Origin of the sequence: Cupriavidus sp. Agwp_2 (assembly GCF_040784895.1) — a bacterium.
Lineage (GTDB): Bacteria > Pseudomonadota > Gammaproteobacteria > Burkholderiales > Burkholderiaceae > Cupriavidus.
In genome coordinates this window covers 2,878,859-2,901,396 of record NZ_CP088083.1, presented here as the reverse complement: position 1 = coordinate 2,901,396, position 22,538 = coordinate 2,878,859, and the positions used below count along the sequence as shown (strand labels likewise).

Annotated in this window: 17 protein-coding genes; 11 read left to right on the top strand and 6 right to left on the bottom strand. The window is 67.1% G+C overall.

Annotated features, from left to right (window positions below; translation table 11 throughout):
- Positions 1-22 precede the first annotated feature (22 nt).
- From LPA45_RS13575 to LPA45_RS13540, 8 genes are all read left to right on the top strand, one after another.
- A complete protein-coding gene (locus LPA45_RS13575) occupies positions 23-3,061 on the top strand; it encodes a molybdopterin-dependent oxidoreductase (RefSeq protein WP_116317948.1) in 3,039 nt (1,012 codons plus the stop codon).
- Between the two features lie 21 nt (positions 3,062-3,082).
- On the top strand, positions 3,083-3,817 hold the full coding sequence (fdh3B, locus tag LPA45_RS13570) for a formate dehydrogenase FDH3 subunit beta (protein ID WP_116317947.1): 735 nt from the start codon (positions 3,083-3,085) through the stop codon (positions 3,815-3,817).
- The gene (locus LPA45_RS13565; RefSeq protein WP_116317946.1) at positions 3,814-4,050 is read left to right on the top strand and encodes a hypothetical protein; all 237 of its coding nucleotides are present in this window, start codon (positions 3,814-3,816) and stop codon (positions 4,048-4,050) included. The genes fdh3B and LPA45_RS13565 overlap by 4 nt, the downstream gene beginning before the upstream one ends.
- A 64-nt stretch (positions 4,051-4,114) precedes the next feature.
- A complete protein-coding gene (locus LPA45_RS13560) occupies positions 4,115-5,347 on the top strand; it encodes a formate dehydrogenase subunit gamma (protein ID WP_116317945.1) in 1,233 nt (410 codons plus the stop codon).
- A gap of 37 nt (positions 5,348-5,384) precedes the next feature.
- On the top strand, positions 5,385-5,771 hold the full coding sequence (locus LPA45_RS13555) for a hypothetical protein (RefSeq protein ID WP_367394605.1): 387 nt from the start codon (positions 5,385-5,387) through the stop codon (positions 5,769-5,771).
- Positions 5,772-5,835: 64 nt separating this feature from the next.
- A complete protein-coding gene (locus LPA45_RS13550) occupies positions 5,836-6,666 on the top strand; it encodes a formate dehydrogenase accessory sulfurtransferase FdhD (protein ID WP_317919844.1) in 831 nt (276 codons plus the stop codon).
- A gap of 117 nt (positions 6,667-6,783) precedes the next feature.
- The gene (gene dcd, locus LPA45_RS13545) at positions 6,784-7,350 is read left to right on the top strand and encodes a dCTP deaminase (RefSeq protein WP_116317942.1); all 567 of its coding nucleotides are present in this window, start codon (positions 6,784-6,786) and stop codon (positions 7,348-7,350) included.
- Positions 7,351-7,509: 159 nt separating this feature from the next.
- Positions 7,510-9,780 (top strand): arginine/lysine/ornithine decarboxylase, encoded by a 2,271-nt coding sequence (locus LPA45_RS13540; protein WP_317919845.1) that lies wholly within the window; start codon positions 7,510-7,512, stop codon positions 9,778-9,780.
- 127 nt (positions 9,781-9,907) lie between these two features.
- Here LPA45_RS13540 and LPA45_RS13535 read toward each other — a convergent pair whose 3' ends face one another.
- The 5 genes from LPA45_RS13535 to LPA45_RS13515 form a co-directional block, all read right to left on the bottom strand.
- Entirely contained in the window at positions 9,908-11,641 is a 1,734-nt protein-coding gene (locus tag LPA45_RS13535; RefSeq protein WP_116317940.1) for a TRAP transporter large permease subunit, read from the bottom strand.
- Complete coding sequence (locus LPA45_RS13530) at positions 11,638-12,180, bottom strand: TRAP transporter small permease subunit (protein ID WP_116317939.1); 543 nt, start codon at positions 12,178-12,180, stop codon at positions 11,638-11,640. Before LPA45_RS13530 ends, LPA45_RS13535 begins: the two co-directional genes overlap by 4 nt.
- Positions 12,181-12,375: 195 nt before the next feature.
- Entirely contained in the window at positions 12,376-13,788 is a 1,413-nt protein-coding gene (argH, locus tag LPA45_RS13525) for an argininosuccinate lyase (RefSeq protein ID WP_116317938.1), read from the bottom strand.
- Positions 13,789-13,918: 130 nt separating this feature from the next.
- Positions 13,919-14,686: an anti-sigma factor domain-containing protein gene (locus tag LPA45_RS13520; protein ID WP_367394604.1), complete on the bottom strand. Its 768-nt coding sequence runs from the start codon at positions 14,684-14,686 to the stop codon at positions 13,919-13,921.
- Entirely contained in the window at positions 14,683-15,282 is a 600-nt protein-coding gene (locus LPA45_RS13515; RefSeq protein WP_317919853.1) for a sigma-70 family RNA polymerase sigma factor, read from the bottom strand. Before LPA45_RS13515 ends, LPA45_RS13520 begins: the two co-directional genes overlap by 4 nt.
- A 145-nt stretch (positions 15,283-15,427) precedes the next feature.
- On the opposite strand from LPA45_RS13515, the gene LPA45_RS13510 reads away from it, so the two are divergent.
- Positions 15,428-16,039 (top strand): ferritin-like domain-containing protein, encoded by a 612-nt coding sequence (locus LPA45_RS13510; protein ID WP_376790608.1) that lies wholly within the window; start codon positions 15,428-15,430, stop codon positions 16,037-16,039.
- A gap of 81 nt (positions 16,040-16,120) precedes the next feature.
- On the opposite strand, the gene ppc is transcribed toward LPA45_RS13510, so the two are convergent.
- Entirely contained in the window at positions 16,121-19,210 is a 3,090-nt protein-coding gene (ppc, locus tag LPA45_RS13505; RefSeq protein WP_367394603.1) for a phosphoenolpyruvate carboxylase, read from the bottom strand.
- A gap of 68 nt (positions 19,211-19,278) precedes the next feature.
- Here ppc and hemC point away from each other — a divergent pair, with 68 nt between their 5' ends.
- Positions 19,279-20,298 carry a hydroxymethylbilane synthase gene (gene hemC / locus LPA45_RS13500; RefSeq protein WP_367394602.1) on the top strand — a complete coding sequence of 340 codons (1,020 nt, stop codon included), beginning with the start codon at positions 19,279-19,281 and terminating at the stop codon, positions 20,296-20,298.
- A gap of 9 nt (positions 20,299-20,307) precedes the next feature.
- On the top strand, positions 20,308-22,533 hold the full coding sequence (gene hemDX / locus LPA45_RS13495; protein WP_367394601.1) for a fused uroporphyrinogen-III synthase HemD/membrane protein HemX: 2,226 nt from the start codon (positions 20,308-20,310) through the stop codon (positions 22,531-22,533).
- Positions 22,534-22,538: the final 5 nt, after the last annotated feature.

Sequence of the window (22,538 nt, the reverse complement as noted above, 5' to 3'; positions counted from 1 at the left end):
TCGTCCGCATCTGAGGTGAGACATGATCTTGACCCGCAAACGCGCGGCGCAGGGCGCATCCGCCCGCCTCGCTGACGGCCTCGCCAACCGGCACGACCCTGCCGGCGCGCAAGCCGGAACCGGACGCCTCTCACAGCGGCTCGCCGCAAGCCTGGCCGGCGCCATGCCGACCATGGACCGCCGCAGCTTTCTCAAGCGCTCAGGCATCGGCGTCGGTGCCGGCCTGGCGGCGTCGCAGCTGACGCTGCTGCGCAAGGCCGATGCCGCCGACGACAAGAAGGGCGCTGCCGACGGCAAGAACGGCATCGTCGTGCGCCGCACCGTGTGCGGCCACTGCTCGGTCGGCTGCGCCGTCGATGCGGTGGTGCAGAACGGCGTGTGGATCCGCCAGGAACCGGTGTTCGATTCGCCCATCAACCTGGGCGCGCACTGTGCCAAGGGCGCCGCGCTGCGCGAGCACGGCCACGGTGAATACCGGCTTAAATATCCGATGAAGCTGGTCAACGGCAAGTACCAGCGCATCGGCTGGGACCAGGCGCTCGACGAGATCACCGCGAAGATGAAGGAGATCCGCCAGCAGACCGGCCCGGATTCGCTGTTCTTCGTCGGCTCGTCCAAGCACAGCAACGAGCAGTCGTACCTGCTGCGCAAATGGGTTTCGTTCTTCGGCACCAACAACACTGACCACCAGGCGCGCATCTGCCACTCGACTACCGTGGCGGGCGTGGCCAACACGTGGGGCTACGGTGCGATGACGAACTCGTACAACGATATGCAGAACTCGAAGGCTGCGTTGTATATCGGTTCGAACGCGGCCGAGGCGCACCCGGTGTCGATGCTGCACCTGCTGCACGCCAAGGAAAACGGCTGCAAGGTGATCGTGGTCGATCCGCGCTTCACGCGCACCGCGGCCAAGGCGCATCACTATGTGCGCATCCGCTCGGGCACCGATATCGCCTTCCTGTTCGGCATGCTGTACCACATCTTCAAGAACGGCTGGGAAGACCAGAAGTACCTGAACGACCGCGTCTATGGGATGGACAAGGTCAAGGAAGAGGTGCTGGCCAAGTGGACGCCCGACAAGGTCGAGGAAGTGACCGGTGTGCCCGAGGCACAGGTCTACCTTGTCGCCGAAACCATGGCCAAGAACCGCCCCAGCACGCTGGTGTGGTGCATGGGCCAGACCCAGCACACCATCGGCAACGCGATCGTGCGCGCGTCGTGCATCGTGCAGCTGGCGCTGGGCAATATCGGCGTGTCGGGCGGCGGCGCCAATATCTTCCGCGGCCATGACAATGTGCAGGGCGCCACCGACGTCGGGCCCAACCCCGACTCGCTGCCCGGGTACTACGGTCTCGCCACCGGCGCGTGGAAGCACTACGCGGCGGTGTGGGGCGTGGACTACGAATGGATCAAGAAGCAGTTCGTCTCGCAGACGATGATGGAGAAGTCCGGCACCACGGTGTCGCGCTGGATCGATATCGTCACCGAGAAGAACGAGCTGATCGACCAGGACAACAACGTGCGCGGCGTGTTCTTCTGGGGCCATGCGCCCAACTCGCAGACGCGCGGGCTGGAGATGAAGAAGGCGCTGGACAAGCTCGACCTGCTGGTGGTGGTCGATCCGTATCCGTCAGCCACCGCGGCCATGGCCAACATGCCGCCGGCAGAAGGCGACAAGGTCAACCCGAACCGTGCCGTGTACCTGCTGCCGGCATGCACGCAGTTCGAGACGTCGGGTTCGTGCACGGCATCGAACCGCTCGCTGCAATGGCGCGAGAAGGTCATCGAGCCGCTGTTTGAGTCGATGCCCGACCATACGCTGATGCACGCATTCGCCGAAAAGTTCGGCTTCGGCAAGGAGCTGTCGAAGAACTACAAGATGATCGAGGTCAAGCGCGCCGGCCGCACCTGGATGGAGCCGGAGCCAGAGTCGATCCTGCGCGAGATCAACGCCAGCAACTGGACCATTGGCTACACCGGCCAGTCGCCGGAACGGCTGAAGTCGCATATGCGCAATATGCAGATGTTCGACGTCAAGACGCTGCGCTGCAAGCAAGGCAAGGACCCCCTCACCGGCTACGACCTGACCGGCGACTACTTCGGCCTGCCGTGGCCGTGCTACGGCAATCCGGAGCTCAAGCACCCGGGCTCGCCCAACCTGTATGACACCAGCAAGCATGTGATGGACGGCGGCGGCAACTTCCGCGCCAACTTCGGCGTGGAACGCGACGGTGTCAACCTGCTGGCCGAGGACGGCTCGTATTCCGTGGGCGCGGAAATCACCACCGGCTATCCGGAATTCGACCACGTGCTGCTGAAGAAGCTGGGCTGGTGGGATGACCTGACCGACGCCGAGAAGGCCAAGGCCGAAGGCAAGAACTGGAAGACCGACCTCTCCGGCGGCATCCAGCGCGTGGTGCTGAAGAACCATGGCTGCCATCCGTTCGGCAATGCCAAGGCGCGCGCGGTGGTGTGGAACTTCCCCGACCCGATCCCGCAGCATCGCGAGCCGCTGTACTCCACGCGGGCCGACATGGTCGCCAAGTACCCGACCCACGACGACAAGATGGCGTTCTGGCGGCTGCCGACGCTGTACAAGTCGGTGCAGCAGCGCAATATCGAGAACAAGGTCTACGAGAAGTTCCCGATCATCCTGACCTCCGGGCGGCTGGTCGAGTACGAGGGCGGTGGCGAGGAAACCCGCTCCAACCCGTGGCTGGCCGAGCTGCAGCAGGAGAACTTCGTCGAGATCAACCCGCGCGCGGCCTCCGATCGCGGCATCCGCAACGGCGACTTCTGCTGGGTCAAGACGCCAACCGGCGCAATGCTGAAGGTGCGTGCGCTGGTGACCGAGCGGGTCGGGCCGGATACCGCCTTTATCCCGTTCCACTTCTCGGGCTGGTGGCAGGGCAAGGACCTGAAGGACTACTACCCCGAGGGCGCGATGCCGGTGGTGCGGGGCGAGGCCGTCAACACCGCCACCACGTATGGCTATGACTCGGTGACGATGATGCAGGAGACCAAGACCACCGTTTGCCAGATCGAGCGGTTTGCATAAGTCACAGGACAGAGGGACATCATGGCACGCATGAAATTCATCTGTGACGCCGAGCGCTGTATCGAGTGCAACAGCTGCGTCACGGCCTGCAAGAACGAGCACGAGGTGCCGTGGGGCGTGAACCGGCGCCGCGTGGTCACCGTCAACGACGGCATGGTCGGCGCCGAAAAGTCGATCTCGGTAGCCTGCATGCATTGCTCCGACGCGCCGTGCATGGCGGTGTGCCCGGTCGACTGCTTCTACCGCACCGACGACGGCGTGGTGCTGCACGACAAGGACGTCTGCATTGGCTGCGGCTACTGCTCCTACGCCTGCCCGTTCGGCGCGCCGCAGTTTCCGTCGACCGGCACCTTCGGCGTGCGCGGCAAGATGGACAAGTGCACCTTCTGCGCCGGCGGCCCGGAAAAGAACGGCAGCGAGGCGGAGTTCGAGAAATACGGCCGCAACCGGCTGGCCGAGGGCAAGCTGCCCTTGTGCGCCGAGATGTGTTCGACCAAGGCGCTGCTGGGCGGTGACGGCGATGTGATCGCCGACATCTTGCGCAACCGCGTGATCAAGCGCGGTACCGGCGGCGACGTGTTCGGCTGGGGCACGGCCTATGGCGTGCCCAAGGCCGCGCCAGGCGCGCCGGCAGCTCCGGCTGGTTCCGCCGCGCCGGACGCGCCCGGGGCCCGCTCCACGCCAGCCGCACCGGCCGCGCCGGCTGCACCGGCTACCCCCGCCGCAACCGGCGCTCAGGGAGGCCAGACATCATGAGCCGCGCCTGCGCCATCACCCTGCTGACACTGTGCGGTGCGCTGCTGGCCGCGTGCGGCGAAAAGCCGCAGACGATCAACCAGTCGCACCGCAAGGCCGACGCCCAGGCCTACCAGGGCGCGCCCGACGACCCGTTTGTCTCCAAGGGTTGGACCGCGGGCGACAAGACCAGCTGGCATAACCAGATCCGCCAGCGCAACCAGTACCAGAACGAGTACAACCGCGTGCAATGAATGCGCCGCAGTGGGGAGGCGCCGCCATCCGCGCGCAGGCTCCCGATGATCTGAAGGAGGGCGTATGACGCCGTCGCACAATGCATGCCGCAGCGGGCAGGGCGCCGGCTGGCGCCGCTGGCTCGTGGCCGGCGCGCTGGCCCTGATGGCCGTGGCCGGAACCGCCGCGGCCCAGGCTCCCGCCCCCGGGCCGTCGACCGGGCCGGCCACCGCGTCGGGCAGCGCCGATACCAACAACCCCGCCACGCATCCGGCGCAGCCGCTTGCGGGCATTGCGTCTGAGAACATCTTCGACGTGCCGCGCCGCGACATCGCCGCCGAGGCCCAGTCGCAGCAGCAACGCACCGTCACGCAGCCCGGCAACAATGCGCCGGTCTGGCGCGAGATCAACTCCGACCAGCGCCACTACAGCAGCCTGCCCGACAAGGAAGCCGGCGTGCTGATCCAGCGCACCGGCCAGAAATGGCGCCTGTTCCGCAATGGCGTGATCACCGTCTGGGGTGGCTGGCTGCTGCTGGTAGTGCCGCTGGCAATCCTTGGCTTCTATTTGTGGCGCGGCACCATCCCGCTGCGCGAGCCGCGCACCGGCCGCATGATCGAGCGCTTCACGCCACTGGAGCGCATCGTCCACTGGACCATGGCGATCTCGTTCGTGGTGCTGGCGGTGTCGGGCATCGTGATGCTGCTCGGCAAGCATTTCCTGCTGCCGCTGATGGGGCACATGCTGTTCGGCTGGCTCACCTACATCCTGAAGAACCTGCACAACGTGGTCGGGCCGATCTTCACGCTGTCGGTGATCGTCGCCTTCGTGGTGTTCGTGCGCGATAACCTGCCCAGCCGCGACGATGTGCGCTGGGTCACCCGCCTCGGCGGGCTGACGTCCGGCAAGCACGTGCCGAGCGGGCGCTTCAATGCCGGCGAGAAGATGTGGTTCTGGGTCGGCGTGTTTATCTTCGGCATCGTGCTGTCGGCCTCGGGCTGGGTGCTCGACATGATCGTACCGGGCATGGACTACTACCGCGCGACCATGCAGATTGCCAACGTGATCCATGGCATCTCGGCCGTGCTGATGATCGCGATGGCGTGTGGCCATATCTACATGGGCACGGTCGGCATGGAAGGCGCGTACCGCGCCATGCGCGACGGCTGGGTCGACGAAGCCTGGGCGAAGGAACATCACGAGCTCTGGTACGACGACATCCAGTCCGGCAAGATCCCCGCCCAGCGTTCGCCCGATCCGGCCGGCCCGGATGCGGCGGCAGGCCGGTCCGCCCGGCATACCCCTGGCGAAGCCTGATGCGGCTGGGCGCCTGATTCTTAGGAAGGCATCGACCATGACACGCACCCTGACGCTGATCGTCCTGGCCGCCGGCGCCACCCTGAGCGCCGGCGCGCTGGCCAGGCTGCCGCCGCCGAGCGAAGCCCAGCAGGCCAAGGCCGCCGAGGCCAAGGCCCGCGCCGCCTGGTCGGACAAGGTCGCAGCCTTCCAGTTGTGCCGTGCGCAGGACAAGATCGCGACCCGCTATTACGCCGAACGCCAGGCACAGAACAAGGAAGCGCGCGCGGCGGCGCAGGGTGCGCCATGTGCCGACCCGGGACCGTTCGCCCCGCCCGTGGCATCCGCACCCGCCGAAGCCCCGGCGCCCGCAGTCGCCAGCACCGGGCCCGACGCCAGACCGGCTGCGCCCGGCGGGGTACAATCCCCCGCAAAGGCACCGTAACCGCAGCCCCGATGCTCGCCTGGACGGCACGGGGCACCTTCCAGCAGCCCTGAGCCTTCCCGTCATGATTTTGCGTCCCGAGCTTACCCAGGCAGCCGTTCCGCTGATCGAAGAGGTCGAAGTCGTCGACGAGCAGGGGCGCGTGCGCGCGGCTTACCTGCCTGGCGAGCGCCCGCTGACGGTCTACCTGGACAAGCGCGAACTGGTCACGCTGATGACACTGGGCGGCGCGCCCGAGCACCTGGTGCTGGGCTACTTGCGCAACCAGCGGCTGGTCGAATCGATCGAGGACATTGCCGCGGTGCAGGTCGACTGGGAGACGGAATCCGCCGCCGTCACCACCCGCACCGGCGTCGACCGCATCGAGGAACGCACCGCGCGCCGCGTAGTGACTACCGGCTGCGGGCAGGGCACGGTGTTCGGCTCGCTGCTGGACGAGGTCGACAATATCCGCTTGCCGGTCGGTGCCATGCTCGACCAGGACACCCTGTACGGCATCATCGACACCATCCGGTTGCAGCAGTCGGTCTACAAGCAGGCGGGCTCGGTCCATGGCTGCGCGCTATTCAGCGGAACCGAGTTGCTGATGTTCGTCGAGGACGTTGGCCGCCACAACGCGGTGGATGCCATCGCCGGGCGCATGTGGCTGGAAGGCATGACTGGCGCCGACAAGATCTTCTACACCACCGGGCGCCTGACTTCGGAGATGGTCATCAAGGGCGCGCAGATGGGGATCCCGTTCCTGCTGTCGCGCTCGGGCGTGACGCAGATGGGCTACCAGATGGCCACGCGGGTCAACCTGACGCTGTTCGCGCGCTGTACCGGCAAGCATTTCCTGCTCTACACGGGCCGCGAACGGTTCCGTCACCGGGTTCCCGAGGACGCGGCAGCTTGAATATGATTCGTGAATCACATTAAGCGTCGGCGAGGATGCGGCGCTGTCTCAACAGAACGCGGGCGGAATGGTTGTACAATGCGGCGCACTCCGAGCCAGTGTGTCTACCTCCCAACTATGAGCATCAAATCCGACAAATGGATCCGCCGCATGGCGGAGCAGCACGGCATGATCGAGCCGTTCGAACCAGGGCAGGTCCGGGAGGCCGACGGGCGCAAGATCGTGTCGTACGGTACCTCGAGCTACGGCTACGACATCCGCTGCGCCGACGAATTCAAGATCTTCACCAACATCAACAGCACCATCGTCGACCCGAAGAACTTCGACGAGAAGTCCTTCGTGGACTTCAGGGGTGATGTCTGCATCATTCCGCCGAATTCCTTCGCGCTGGCGCGGACGATGGAGTATTTCCGCATCCCGCGCAGCGTGCTGACCATCTGCCTCGGCAAGAGCACTTATGCGCGCTGCGGCATCATCGTCAACGTGACCCCGTTCGAGCCGGAATGGGAAGGCTATGTGACGCTGGAGTTCTCCAACACCACGCCGCTGCCTGCCAAGATCTACGCCGGCGAAGGCTGCGCCCAGGTACTGTTCTTCGAAAGCGATGAAGTCTGCGAGACCTCGTACGCCGACCGGGGCGGCAAGTACCAGGGCCAGCACGGTGTCACACTGCCGAAGACCTGATCGCATTACAATGCCGGCGTTTGCCGGAAAGGCCGCGCCGCGATGACCGCGCGGGCCGCCAAGACCTGACGTGAGAGCCACATGTCGCCGTCGCAGGGGAACCCCTGCCGGCCATGTGGCTCAAGTCCTTTATGTCCTGCTTTCCATCAAGGATGCCCAATGAAATTCCGCTTTCCCGTCATCATCATTGACGAAGACTTTCGCTCCGAGAACATCTCCGGCTCGGGCATCCGCGCGCTGGCCGAGGCGATCGAGAAAGAAGGCATGGAGGTCATGGGCCTGACCAGCTACGGCGACCTGACGTCGTTTGCGCAGCAGTCCAGCCGCGCGTCGACCTTTATCGTGTCGATCGACGACGATGAGTTCGTGCGCGACGACGACCAGCCCGAAGCCGCCGCGATCGAGAAGCTGCGCGCCTTCGTTGCCGAAGTGCGCCGCCGCAACTCGGACCTGCCGATCTTCCTTTATGGTGAGACCCGCACCTCGCGCCATATCCCCAACGATATCCTGCGCGAGCTGCACGGCTTCATCCATATGTTCGAGGACACGCCGGAGTTCGTCGCGCGCCATATCATCCGCGAGGCCAAGGTCTACCTGGACACGCTGGCGCCCCCGTTCTTCAAGGCGCTGATCGACTACGCGCAGGACAGCTCTTACTCGTGGCACTGCCCGGGCCACTCGGGCGGCGTGGCATTCCTGAAGAGCCCGGTGGGCCAGGTGTTCCACCAGTTCTTCGGCGAGAACATGCTGCGCGCCGACGTCTGCAACGCGGTGGATGAACTCGGCCAGCTGCTCGACCACACCGGCCCGGTGGCGGCGTCCGAGCGCAATGCCGCGCGCATCTTCAACTCGGACCACATGTTCTTCGTCACCAACGGTACCTCGACGTCGAACAAGATGGTGTGGCACGCCAACGTGGCGCCGGGGGACATCGTGGTGGTGGACCGCAACTGCCACAAGTCGATCCTGCACGCGATCATGATGACGGGCGCGATTCCCGTGTTCCTGATGCCCACGCGTAACCACTACGGCATCATCGGCCCGATCCCGAAGAGCGAGTTCGATCCGGAAACGATCAGGCGCAAGATCGCCGCGCACCCGTTCGCCAGCAAGGCCAAGAACCAGAAGCCGCGTATCCTGACGATCACGCAGGGCACCTACGACGGCGTGCTGTACAACGCCGAGCAGATCAAGGAGATGCTGGCGGCCGAGATCGACACGCTGCATTTCGATGAAGCCTGGCTGCCGCACGCGGCGTTCCACGACTTCTATCGCAACATGCACGCGATCGGTAAGGACCGCCCGCGCAGCAAGGACGCGCTGGTGTTCGCCACGCAGTCCACGCACAAGCTGCTGGCCGGCCTGTCGCAGGCCTCGCAGATCCTCGTGCAAGACTCCGAGACGCGCAAGCTGGACCGCTACCGCTTCAACGAGGCGTACCTGATGCACACCTCGACCAGCCCGCAGTACTCGATCATTGCCTCGTGCGACGTGGCCGCGGCGATGATGGAAGCGCCTGGCGGCACTGCGCTGGTTGAAGAAAGCATCCAGGAGGCGATGGACTTCCGCCGCGCCATGCGCAAGGTCGAGGGCGAGTACGATGCCGGCAACAACGGCGACTGGTGGTTCAAGGTGTGGGGCCCCGACGCGCTGATCGAAGACGGCATCGGCGACCGCGAGGAGTGGATGCTCAAGGCCAACGAGCGCTGGCATGGCTTCGGCGACCTGGCCGACGGCTTTAACCTGCTTGACCCGATCAAGGCCACCCTTATCACCCCGGGCCTCGACGTGGACGGCGAGTTCAGCGAGCGCGGCATTCCCGCGGCGATCGTCACCAAGTACCTGGCCGAGCACGGCATCATCATCGAGAAGACCGGGCTGTATTCGTTCTTCATCATGTTCACCATCGGCATCACCAAGGGCCGCTGGAACTCGCTGGTGACCGAGCTGCAGCAGTTCAAGGACGACTACGACCAGAACCAGCCGCTGTGGCGCGTGCTGCCGGAATTCGTCGGCAAGTACCCGCAATACGAGCGCATGGGCCTGCGTGACCTGTGCGATGCGATCCACAGCGTGTACAAGGCCAACGACGTGGCGCGCGTGACCACCGAGATGTACTTGTCGGATATGGAACCGGCGATGAAGCCGTCGGACGCGTGGGCGATGATGGCGCACCGCGAGATCGAGCGCGTGCCGGTGGACGAGCTGGAAGGGCGCGTCACCGCCATCCTGCTGACGCCGTACCCGCCGGGCATTCCGCTGCTGATCCCGGGCGAGCGCTTTAACCGCACCATCGTGCAGTACCTGAAGTTCGCGCGCGAGTTCAACAAGCTGTTCCCGGGCTTCGAGACGGATATCCACGGGCTGGTGGAGGACGAGGTGGACGGCAAGAAGGCTTACTTCGTGGACTGCGTGAAGCAGGTAGCCTGAGCGGCCAGCTGAAGTCGGCACCTGAAAAGCCCCGCGCAAGCGGGGCTTTCTCTTTTGCTTGCGCCAATGAAAAAGCCCCGCATCGCTGCGGGGCACTTCCAGTTTGCCGGTCCGGACGATGCCGGGCTCAGTTCTTCTTCTCGAACTCGAACTGCGGCGCGGCCGGCTCGCTCTGCGCCGGGGCGCCCGGCAACTCCAGCGAACCCGGCGCGGACGGCGCCCCCGGTATCGAGGCCGGTTTTTCCGGCTCGCCGCCAAGCGGGATGCTGACCTCCGCCGAGCCGCTGTGCTTGAGCGACCCCTTGTCCAGCAGCCCCGTCACCATGCCCGGCCAGAAGATCACCGCCACCACCATCACCATCTGCAGGCCGACCCAGGGCAGCGCGCCCCAGTAGATGTCCGAGCTCTTCACTTCCTTCGGCGCGATCCCGCGCAGGTAGAACAGCGCGAAGCCGAAGGGCGGGTGCATGAACGAGGTCTGCATGTTCACGCACAGCATCACGCCGAACCACACCAGCGCGGCTGTCGCTGCGGCCTCCGGGTTGCCGCCCATCGAATCGGCCACCACCGGCGCCAGCACCTTGACCGCCACCGGCGCCAGCATCGGCACCACGATAAAGGCGATCTCGAAGAAGTCCAGGAAGAAGGCCAGGAAGAAGATGAACAGGTTCACCACGATCAGGAAGCCGATCCAGCCGCCCGGCAGCGAGGTGAACAGGTGCTCGACCCACGCGCCGCCGTCCACGCCCTGGAACACCACCGAGAAGCAGGTGGAGCCGATCAGGATGAACACCACCATCGCGGTGATGCGCGCCGTGGACTGGTAGGCATCGACGATCAGCAGGCGCAGCTCGGTCATCTGGCCGGCGCGGATCAACAGCCAGAGGATGACCAGGTAGACCACGGCCAGCGGGATGCGGAACACATGCGAGCCGAAGGCGAAGACGCCCACCGCGGCGGCCACCAGGGTGGCGGCGATGCCGACGCGGTAGACCTGGCGGTCGATATTGGTGAACGCCTTGTCACGGATCACCGCCAGCACCAGCGCGCCGACCGCGCCCATGGCGCCGGATTCCGTCGGCGTGGCGATGCCCAGCATGATCGTGCCGAGCACCAGGAAGATCAGCACCGCGCAGGGGACGATGCCGCGCAGGCACTTGCGCCACAGCGCCCAGCCGCGCAGCGTGCGCGCCTCGGCCGGCACCGGCGGCAGCCAGTCGGGCTTGAGCCGGGTCAGCACGAAGGTGTAGAGCGCGAACAGGGCGATCTGGACCACCGACGGGCCCCACGCGCCCAGGTACATGCTGCCGACGTCAGCGCTGCCCATCGGCGTCTTGAGCTGGTCGGCCAGCACCACCAGCACCAGCGAAGGCGGCACCAGCTGCGTGATGGTGCCCGATGCCGCCAGCACGCCAGTGGCGTACTTCATGTTGTAGCGGTAGCGCATCATCACCGGCAGCGAGATCATCGCCATGGCGATCACCTGCGCCGCCACCGTGCCGGTGATCGCGCCGAGGATGAAGCCGACGATGATCACCGAGTAGCCCAGGCCGCCGCGCACCGGGCCGAACAGCTGGCCCATCGAATCGAGCATGTCCTCGGCCAGCCCGCATTTCTCCAGGATCGCGCCCATGAAGGTGAAGAACGGGATCGCCAGCAGCAGCTCGTTGCCCAGCACGCTGCCAAACACGCGGCTAGGCACTGCCTGCAGGAAACTGAGCGGGAAGTAGCCCCATTCGATCGCCAGGAAGCCGAAGGCCAGGCCCACCGCCGACAGGGAAAATGCGACCGGGAACCCGATCAGCATGAATAGCACCAGGCCGCCGAACATCATCGGCGGCATATATTCCAACGGAATCATTGAACCGGCCTCTCGTACTTGGATTCGATGCGCACCAGGCCCTTGAGGGCGGCGAAGCGCTTGATCAGTTCGGACACACCCTGCAGCGTCAGCAGGGCGAAGCCGACGGGCACCACCAGCTTGATCGGGTAACGCGGCAGGCCGCCGGAGTTGCCCGATTGCTCGAGGATGCGCCACGAGGGCAGGAACAGCGATTCCCACGACAGCCAGGTGAACAGGATGCACGACGGCAGCAGGAACACCACGATGCCGAAGATGTCGATCCAGTGCTGCGCGCGTTCGGAGACGTTGCCGTAGATCAGGTCTACGCGCACGTGCTCATTGCGCTGGAAGGTGTAGGAGGCGCCGAACATCACGGCAATGGCAAACATGTACCACTGCAGTTCGAGCGGCCAGTTATCGCTCAAGTTGAAGCCATAGCGCAGAAGGGCGTTGCCTGCGCTGATCAGGCACGACAGCAGGATCATGATGTTTGCAAGCCTGCCCGTGTGCTGATTCAACCTGTCGATCTGTCGTGACAGACCAAGCAAGTAATACATGGGTTGTCTCCCCGGTTTTTGCGGCGCCTAGTTTATCTGTAACAAAAAGTGGAGGCGCTAGGGGCTACTACCTACGGACGATGGCGAGATTGCGCCAAAGCGGGTAGCGCCAATGAAAAAAGCCACCGGGCTCGCGCCACGGTGACTTTTTCTTGCGTAAAACTTACGCGAAACTTACAGCGTGCAGTCTGGCATTTACAGCGCGGCGCGGGCTGCAGCGATGGCCGCGCGCACCTGGTCCGGCGCGGTGCCGCCGATATGGTTGCGCGCGGCGACCGAGCCTTCCAGCGTCAGCACGGTGTGCACGTCGTCGCCGATCAGCGCGGCCTTGTCGCCCAGGCCGGACACGTCGCGCAGCTCGGCCACGGTCAGGTCGGCCAGGTCGCACTGGCGGCTGTCGCAGGCACGCACGGCGTGGGCCACGGCCTCATGGGCGTCGCGGAAGGGCAGGCCCTTCTTGACCAGGTAGTCGGCCAGGTCGGTGGCGGTGGCGTAGCCCTGCAGCGCGGCGGCGCGCATCGCTTCCGGCTTGACGGTGATGCCCGGCACCATGTCGGCGAAGATGCGCAGCGTGTCCACGACGGTATCGACCGTGTCGAACAGCGGCTCCTTGTCTTCCTGGTTGTCCTTGTTGTACGCCAGCGGCTGGCCCTTCATCAGCGTCAGCAGGCCGATCAGGTGGCCGTTGACGCGGCCGGTCTTGCCGCGCGCCAGTTCGGGCACGTCCGGATTCTTCTTCTGCGGCATGATCGAGCTGCCGGTGCAGAAGCGGTCGGCGATGTCGATAAAGCCCACGCGCGGGCTCATCCACAGCACCAGTTCTTCCGAGAAGCGCGACACATGCGTCATCACCAGCGCGGCGGCGGCGCAGAACTCGATGGCGAAGTCGCGATCCGACACGGCGTCCAGAGAGTTGCGGCAGACGCCGTCAAAGCCCAGCTGCTGCGCCACGAACTCGCGGTCGATCGGGTAGCTGGTGCCGGCCAGCGCGGCGGCGCCCAGCGGCAGGCGGTTGACGCGTTTGCGGCAGTCGGCCATGCGCTCGGCATCGCGGGTGAACATTTCCACGTAAGCCAGCAGGTGGTGGCCGAAAGTGACCGGCTGCGCGACCTGCAGGTGGGTGAACCCCGGCAGGATGGTGTCGGCGTTCTGGTCGGCCAGGTCCAGCAGCGACACGCGCAGCGCGCCGAGCAGGCCGATGATGTTGTCGATCTCGCTGCGCAGCCACAGGCGGATGTCGGTCGCAACCTGGTCATTGCGCGAGCGGCCGGTGTGCAGGCGCTTGCCGGCATCGCCCACCAGCGCGGTCAGGCGCGCCTCGATATTCAGGTGGACGTCTTCCAGGTCCAGCTTCCACTCGAAGCTGCCGGCCTCGATCTCGCCGCGGATCTGCGTCATGCCGCGCTCGATCTCGGCGCGGTCCGCCTCGGCGATGATGCCCTGCCTGGCCAGCATGGCCGCGTGGGCCAGCGAACCCTGGATGTCGAACAGGGCCAGGCGCTTGTCGAAGAACACCGAGGCGGTGTAGCGCTTCACCAGGTCGGACATCGGTTCGGAGAAGCGGGCGGACCAGGCTTCGCCTTTCTTGGCAAGTTGGGAGGTGGACATGGACGTCGGCTGCAGTGGCTCGCCGCGGGCGGCCGGCGCATGAGCGTCGGCGGGCGCAAGCGAATTGGAGATTTTGGAAAAGGGCGATTATATCGTCCGCGGGGGGCATGGCGGCACCGGCCCGGCGCCGTTACAGCGGGTTGTGGAGCACAGGCCCCTTGAACACCACCGGGCCGCTCGGCCCGTCGGCACTGGGCGAGCCGCCGGTGGGCTCGATGCTGACCGCCAGGGCCGGCACCGCGGCGGGGGCCGCGGCCATCGCCAGGCGGGCCTGCGGCGCCCGTCCGATCACGCCGAGCGAGCGCGGCTTGCCGTCGGTGGGCAGTGCCCACAACTGCAGCACCTGCTGTTCGCTCAGCTTAATGTGATCCAGGCGACGCACGATCAGGCTGCGTGCGCTCGCGTCCCACGACACCAGCATGGCGGGCCTGGCCTGGTCGTCATTGAGCACGGCGATGACCGCGGCTGGCGCGGCCTCGCGCTGCTGCGCCCCATGCATGCCAATCCCGATCGACAGCACCGTCACCACGGCCATTGCCGCCGCCGCGCCGCGCCAGAACACCGGGGTCGACCAAAGCCGCTGCCACCAGCCGGCCGCCGGTGAGGCAGCCGGTGAGGCAACCGGTGAGGCCGCCTGCACCGTAGCCGGACGTTCGACGGGCGGCTTCCAGCCCAGCCGGGCTTCGATGCCGCACCAGACCTTGTCGACCGGTTCTGCCGTCGCCTGCAACTCGGACACGCCGGCCAGCCGGTCCTGCCAGCGCAGGATGGCGGCGTGCACCGCCGGCTCTTCGCGCGCGAGGTGTTCCATGCGCCGGCGCGCGCCACCGCGCAGCACGCCCAGCGCGTACTGGGCGGCGAGGCGGTCGAGCAGTTCGGGATGGGCGGCCAGCTTCATGTTGCCGCCTCCATGCAGTGGCGCAGCCGTTCCAGGCCGCGGCGGACCCAGGACTTGACCGTGCCCAGCGGCACGCGCAGCCGCGCCGCCAGCTCAGCGTGGCTCAGCTCCTGCAGGTAGGCCAGCACGATGGCCTGCCGCTGCGCCTGCTCCAGCCGTTGCAGGCAGCGGTTCAGCGCGCGCGCCTGCTGGCTGGCATCGGCCAGTTCGGCGGGGCCGGCGGCGTCGTCGGCCAGCCACTCGCCCAGGTCTTCTTCCAGCTCAACGGTTTGCGACACGCGCGCCGCGGCAGCGCGGCGCAGGCTGTCGAGCGCCCGGTTGCGCACGATCGCTGTCATCCAGGTCATCGGCGCGGCCAGGTGCGGCCGGTAGTCGCCGGCGTGGTGCCAGATACTGATAAAGCTCTCCTGCACGACATCCTCCGCCCGATCGCGCCTGCCAGTGATACGCAGCGCGAGGCCAAACAGTTTCGTTGCGGTGAGGTCATAGAGGCCGCGCAGTGCCTGGCGGTCGCCCACCGCCACGGCCTGCAGCAGCGCCTCCAGCCGATCGGGACCGGCGGGCGCGGCATAGGACGGCTGGGGGGAAGACGGCACCGGGACGGGTCCTTGCAAGGGAGCTTTGCCGGATTATAGGTAGCGCCGCATCCAAACGCGCGGCGCGTGCGTAGAAGTGACAGGCGCAAGCCAGGCACCCCGGCCAAACGGGGCGCCGCGTTGTCATCCCTCACAGGAGAACACCATGGACCGCATGTCACAGAAGCCCGCGCGCGAGGCCGGAACCATCATCACGCTGCCGGATGCCCGCCGGCGCGGCTTGCTCAAGGCGCCCGGCCTGTTCGCGCTCGGCTCGCTGGCCGTCATCACGCTCGGCGAGTCGATGCCGGCGTGGGCGCAGACGCAGTCGGGCAGCACCAGGGACGACATCAATATCCTGAATACCGCGCTGGGGCTGGAATACCAGGCGATCGCCGCCTACCAGGTCGGCGCGGAGAGCGGGCTGCTGCAGAAGCCGGTGCTGACCACCGCGGTGAAGTTCCAGGACCACCACAAGGCCCATGCGCAGGTGCTGGCCGGGACGGTGTCGAAGCTGGGGGGCACGCCGGTGATGGCGAAGAAAGCGTCGGAATACAAGTTTCCGACCGAGAGCCTGAAGAACCAGGCCGATGTGCTGCGCTTTGCCGCGGGACTGGAGAAGGGCGCGACCGCCGCCTACCTGGGTGTGCTGCCGAACTTCCACAACCGCGAGCTGACCCGGGCCGCCGGCAGCATCCTCGGGGACGAGGCCATGCACTGGGCGATCCTGCTGCATGCGCTGGGTGAGGACCCGGTGCCGGGGGCGTTTGTTGGCTGAAGCGGCAAGGATTTGCCGATTGTTTGCTCCCCTCTCCCATTGATGGGAGAGGGGAGCAAACCGGCGGTCCCGCGATTGCCGTCAGCCCGTATTGCGCAGCCCCGCCGCCACCCCGTTGATGGTCAGGTGGATGCCCCGCCGTACGCGGATATCGTCCCCGTCCTTGCCCGCCCGGTAGCGCTTCAGCAGTTCCACCTGCAAATGGTTCAGCGGATCCAGGTAGGCGAAACGGTTCTTGATCGAGCGCGCCAGCAGTGGGTTGTCCGCCAGCCGGTCCTGGTGCCCGGTGATCAGCGCGAGCATCTCGCTGGTCAGGTGCCATTCCTTGCTGATGCGGTTGAACACGGTGCGGCGCAGCGCCGCGTCATCGCACAGTTGTGCATAACGCGAAGCCACCGCCAGGTCGGTCTTGGCCAGCACCATGTCCATGTTGGACAGCAGCGTGGAGAAGAACGGCCAGGTCTTGACCATGCGGCGCAGCGTGGTGACGGCGGACTTGCGTGCCTTGTCGTCCGGCGCGCTGTCCAGCAACGCCTTCACCGCGCTGCCGAAGCCGTACCAGCCCGGCAGCAGCAGCCGGCACTGGCCCCACGAGAAGCCCCACGGGATTGCCCGCAGGTCTTCGATGCGGCGGTGCTTCTTGTCCATCAGCTTGCGCGAGGCCGGACGCGAACCCAGGTTCAGGTCGGCGATCTCGGTGATCGGCGTGGTGGCGAAGAAGTAATCCTTGAAGCCCGGGGTCTCGTAGACCAGGTCGCGATAGGCCGAGAAGGCGCGGTCCGACAGCTGCTGCATCACCGCCTCGAACATGTCGAGGTCCCTGGGCGCGTTCTGCTGCGGCAGCAGCGATGCTTCCAGCGTGGCGGCGACCACCGTCTCCAGGTTGCGCCGGCCGATCTCGGCGTTGGCGAACTTGCTGTTGATGATCTCGCCCTGCTCGGTCAGGCGGATCTGGCCGTTCACAGTGCCCGGCGGCTGCGACAGGATCGCGTCGTAGGTCGGGCCGCCGCCACGGCCGACGGTGCCGCCGCGGCCATGGAACAGGCGCAGCTTGACCTTGCGCTCCTCGAACAGCTGCACCAGCGCCAGTTCGGCCTTGTACAGCTCCCAGGTGGAGGTCAGGAAGCCGCCGTCCTTGTTGGAGTCCGAGTAGCCGAGCATCACTTCCTGCTCGACGCCATGGTGCGCGATCACCGAATCGAAGCCTTGCAGGTCCAGCAGCGACTGCATGATGCCGGCGGCGTTGCGCAAGTCCTCGATGGTCTCGAACAGCGGGATCACCATCAGCTCCATGCGCGCCGGGTCGGTCTTGCTGCCCAGCGTGCCTTGCAGCATGCCGGACTCCTTCTGCAGCAGCATGACCTCGACCAGGTCAGACAGCGTCTCAGTGTGCGAGATGATGTAGTTGCGCGCGATGCGCTTGCCGTAGCGCTTGCGCAGCTCGCGCGCGGCGGCAAAGATTGCCAGCTCCTTGCGGGTCTGCTCGGAGTACTCGTGCCACGGCAGCGTCAGCAGGCGCGGCTGGCGCAGCTCGGCCAGCAGCAGTTCCAGCTTGCGCTGCTCGGACAGCGCGGCGTAGTCCGGGGCGATGCCGGCGGCGGCGAACAGCTCGGCGATGACGGCCTCATGCACGTCCGACACCTGGCGCATGTCGACCGACGCCAGGTGGAAGCCGAACACGCCGATGGCACGCGCCAGCGCGTCGATGCGGGCGCCTGCCAGCGCCTGGCCGTGGTTTTCGCGCAGCGAGTCGATCACCAGCTGCACGTCGGCGGCGAAGGCCTCGGCGCTGTCGTAGGGCTCGGCCGGCGCCACCGGGCGGCGCGGCGCGGCGTGGCCGGTCAGCGTCTTGCAGGTGGCGGCCAGGCGCGCGTAGATGCCGATCAGCGCGCGGCGGTACGGCTCGTCGGCACGGTGCTCGGAATGGTCGGGCGAGCGCTCGGCCAGCGCCAGCAGCTCAGGGCTGGCGTCGACCATCAGCGTCGACATCGACAGTTCGGCGCCCAGCGCATGGACTTCATCCAGGTACCAGTCGAGGATCATCTGGGCCTGCTGGCTGGAGGCATGCTCCAGGGTCTCGGCGGTCACGTTGGGATTGCCGTCGCGGTCGCCACCGATCCACGAGCCCATCTGCAGGAACGGCGCCAGCGGTGCCGGCTGCGTGCCCGGGGAGCCCTTGCGCTTGCGCGTGGTCGGGAACACCGCGGCAATGTCTTCTTCCAGCTCCGTCATCAGCTGCGGGATGCCGCGCAGGAAACAGGTGCGGTAGTAAGACAGCGCGTTGTCGATCTCATCGGCCACCGTCAGGCGCGCGTCGCGCAGCATGCGGGTCTGCCACAGCGTGGTGACCTTGGCGCGCAGCTGAGCGGTATTGTGCTCGCGCTCGCGCGCGGTCGTCGGCAGGTCGCGCTCGGCCAGCAGGCGGGCGATCTCGCGCTCGGCGTCCAGGATGCTCTTGCGCTGGACTTCGGTCGGGTGCGCGGTCAGCACCGGCACGATCAGCGCTTCGTCCAGGAACTTGCGCAGCTGCTTGCCGGTCACGCCGGCGGCGTCAATCTTTTCCAGCGCGTGCTGCAGGCTGCCGGCCTGCGGCGGCGAGCCGGCCAGCGCATGCACGCGGCGGCGGCGGTTGTGGTGCTGGTCCTCGGCGATATTGGCCAGGTGCGAGAAATAGCTGAACGCGCGCACCACCTGGTTGGTCTGGTCGCGCGACAGGCGCTTGAGCAGCCGGTCCAGCTCGGCGCCGGCGGCACGGTCGTTCTCGCGGCGGAAGCGCACCGCGGTCTGGCGGATGGTCTCGACCACCTCGAAGGCGGCGTCGCCTTCCTGCTCGCGCAGGCATTCGCCCAGCAGGCGGCCCAGGAAGCGGATGTCCTCGCGCAGCGGCAGGTCTTTGTCGGGGGTGCGGCGGCCGGCAGCGGCCGCGATAGTGGTTCCGTTGCTCGACACGATGGAAAGCTGGGGTTTGGTGACGCGCTTGGCGGTGCGCGGCTTGGTGCCGCTGGTGCCGCTGCTGCCTTCGGTGCCGCTGCGGCGGGCCGCGCGGGTCGGTTTGGTGGCGGATGCGCCGTTTGCTTCACCCGATCCGGCGGCCGGGTCCTTCGCGGCCGATGCACTCGATGGGCCCGAAGCGGTCTTGCGGCCGGTGGGGCGCGCAGCGTGCTGCGTCATGCAATCTCCTCGTCTGCTTATCTATATTGGTGCGGAGGGGCTATTGGGTCGCGTGCTACCATTCACGGATGCAAGCATCCGCCATCCCGTCTTCCTCTACCGCTGTCGTGTCTAGCAACCTTCCGCAAAAGCTCGTCATTGCCTCCCGCGAGAGCCGTCTGGCCCTGTGGCAGGCTGAACATGTGCGTGCTGCATTGCAACAATACTATCCCGCGTGCGACGTGTCTATTCTTGGCATGACCACGCGCGGAGACCAGATTCTAGACCGTACGCTGTCGAAAGTCGGCGGCAAGGGTTTGTTTGTCAAAGAACTGGAGTTCGCGATGGACGAAGGCCGCGCGGACCTGGCGGTGCATTCGCTCAAGGATGTGCCGATGGAGCTGCCTCCCGGCTTTGCGCTGACCGCTGTGATGGAGCGCGAGGATCCGCGCGACGCGCTGGTTTCGAACAGCTTTGCCTCGCTCGACGAGATGCCGCCCGGGACCGTGGTCGGCACCTCCAGCCTGCGCCGCGAAGCCTTGCTGCGCAGCCGCTATCCGCACCTGGTGGTCAAGCCGCTGCGCGGCAACCTCGACACCCGGCTCGGCAAGCTCGACCGCGGCGAATACGGCGCCATCATCCTGGCTGCCGCCGGGCTCAAGCGCCTGGGCATGGGCGACCGCATCCGCGCGCTGATCCCGGTCGAGGCCTCGCTGCCCGCCGCCGGGCAGGGCGCGCTGGGCATCGAGATCCCGTCCAATCGCCCCGAGCTGGCCGCCTGGCTGGTTCCGCTCAACCACCAGCCGACGCTGCTGGCCGTGGCCGCCGAGCGCGCCGTGGCGCGCATGCTGAACGGTTCGTGCCAGGTGCCGCTGGCGGCCCACGCGCACTGGGACGGTGACCAGCTCAAGCTCGACGCCTTTGTCGGGATGCCCGACGGCACGCGCGGGCTGCGCGCCGCCGTTGCCGGCCCGGCCACCGACCTGGCTGCCGCGGAAGCCCTCGGCCAGGCTTGCGCGCGCGACCTGCTGGCGCAGGGCGCTGAAGCGATTCTCGCCGCGCTCGCCGATCCGGCAGCCGGCTCCTCCGGCACGCAAGCACCCGCCTGAGGCTGCCCGATGCCCCGCCCGACCGTCGTTGTCACACGACCCGCCGGGCAGTCCCGGCAACTGACCGAGGCGCTGCAGGCCGCGGGTCTCGACGTGCTCAGCTTTCCGCTGCTGGCGATCGGCCCGGCCGCCGACGACGCGCCGCTGCGCGCGGCATTGGCGCGGCTGGAGCAGTTTGCGCTGGTGGTCTTTGTCAGTCCCAACGCCATCGCCTATGCGCTGGATGCGCTGGCCGGCGTGCAGGGTGTCGCCACGGCGCAATGGCCGGCGCAGGTGCCGGCGGCCGTGGTTGGCCCGGCCAGCGTAGCTGCGTTGGCCGAGCGCGGCATTGCGCCGCCCGCCTGCCGGGTGATCGCGCCGGCTGGCGCCGCCACCAACGGGCAGGGGGCCGGTGACATCGGCGATGCCGGCGACAATGGCAATCACGGTTCCAATCACGACGCCACCCACGACGCTGACGGCCCACGCTTCGATTCCGAGGCGCTCTGGGCCCGGCTCGATCCCGCCACGCTCGCCGGCAAGCCAGTCCTGATCGTCCGCGGCAACGGCGGCCGCGACTGGCTCGGCGACCGCCTGCGCGAGGCCGGTGCCGTGGTCGAGGCCGTCGAGGCTTACCGGCGCACGCTGCCGGAGCCTGGCGCGATGCAGTGGCAGGCCGTGCGCGACAGCCTGCAGGCCGGCGCGCCGCCCCATGTATGGCTGCTGACCAGCTCCGAGGCGGTGCGTAACCTCGATACGCTCGCGCGTCAACACCTGTCGCCGCAGGAAAATGCAGGCTTGAGGCAGGTGCAGTGCATCGCGCCGCATGCGAGAATCGCCGAACAAGCGCTGGCACTGGGCTTCAGCCATATCCTGCGCGCCGCGCCGGGCGATGCCGGCCTGCTCGTGGCGTGCCGGCAATGGGCCGATGCCCACGCCGGTCCGGTGCCGCATCCGGCTCCGGTGGCCGCCGTGCCGGGCATGGCCGGAGCGTCCGGTTCGTCCGGAGCGGGCCACGCCAGCGCTAGAACAGACACCAGCCCGGCGCGCGCCGAGGCACCGGCGCTCGCGCTGGCTGTCACAGTCCCTGCAACGTCAACGAAGGTCGAACGCGTGACGCAAGAAACCACGTCCTCCTCCGCTACGCCGCCGCCTTCCGCGGCTTCGGCAGCTTCGGCGGCCTCCGCGCCCGCTCCGGGCCCTGGCGCTTCCGCGTCCGCCGCCGGCCATCCTGCCGCCGTGCGCAAGCCAGCGGCGCTGTGGGCCCTGGTGGCCGTGCTGGTGGTGGCCACTGCCGGCGGCTTCTGGTGGCTGCAGCAGCGCGTGGACCACCTGACCGGCGAACTCGCCCGGCGCCAGCAGAGCAACGATGCGCTGGTGCAGGAGTCGCGCGTGCTGACGCGCAATGCGCAGGACACCGTCAAGGAACTGCAGGCCAAGGTCGGCGCGCTCGAAAACCAGGTCGGCGAGACCCGCGACAAGCAGGTGGCGCTGGAGCAGGTCTACCAGGACCTGATGCGCAACCGCGACGACTGGGAAATCGCCGAGATCCAGCAACTGCTGACCAACGCTGGCCAGCAGTTGCAGCTGACCGGCAACGTGCAGGTCGCGCTGGCCGCGCTGCAAAGCGCCGACGCCCGCCTGGCGCGCACCGACAAGCCGCAATACAACCTGCTGCGCCGTGCCATTGCCCGCGACATCGCGCGCATGAAGGCCGTGCCCGACACCGACCTGACCGGCGCCGCGATCAAGCTGGACGAAGCCATCAACCAGATCGATGCGTTGCCGCTGCTATCCAGCGAACGCATGCTCGAACGCACCGAGGCCGATGCCCGCAAGGATGCCGCTGCCGGCAAGGGCGCGGCCAGCGCCCCCGCGGCCGCTGGCACCACCAACGGCTGGTTCTCGCGTTTGTGGAATTACCTGCGCGAAGAAATGGCCCAGGTCGTCCGCATCCGCAAGGTCGACGATGCCGAGGCGCTGCTGCTGTCCGGCGACCAGGGCTGGTTCCTGCGCGAGAACGTCAAGCTGCGCCTGCTCAATGCGCGGCTGGCGCTGCTGTCGCGCAACGAGGCGGTGTTCCGTAACGACCTCGCAGCCGCGCAGGCGATGATCGGCCGGTATTTCGACACCAAGTCGCGCCGCGTGCAGGGCGTGCTGACCCTGCTCAGGCAGGCACAGGCGGGCGCGGTCACGGTGCAGTTGCCGACCATGTCCGAGAGCCTGGGCGCGTTGCACGCCCTGAAGAAGGAGTAAGCCCA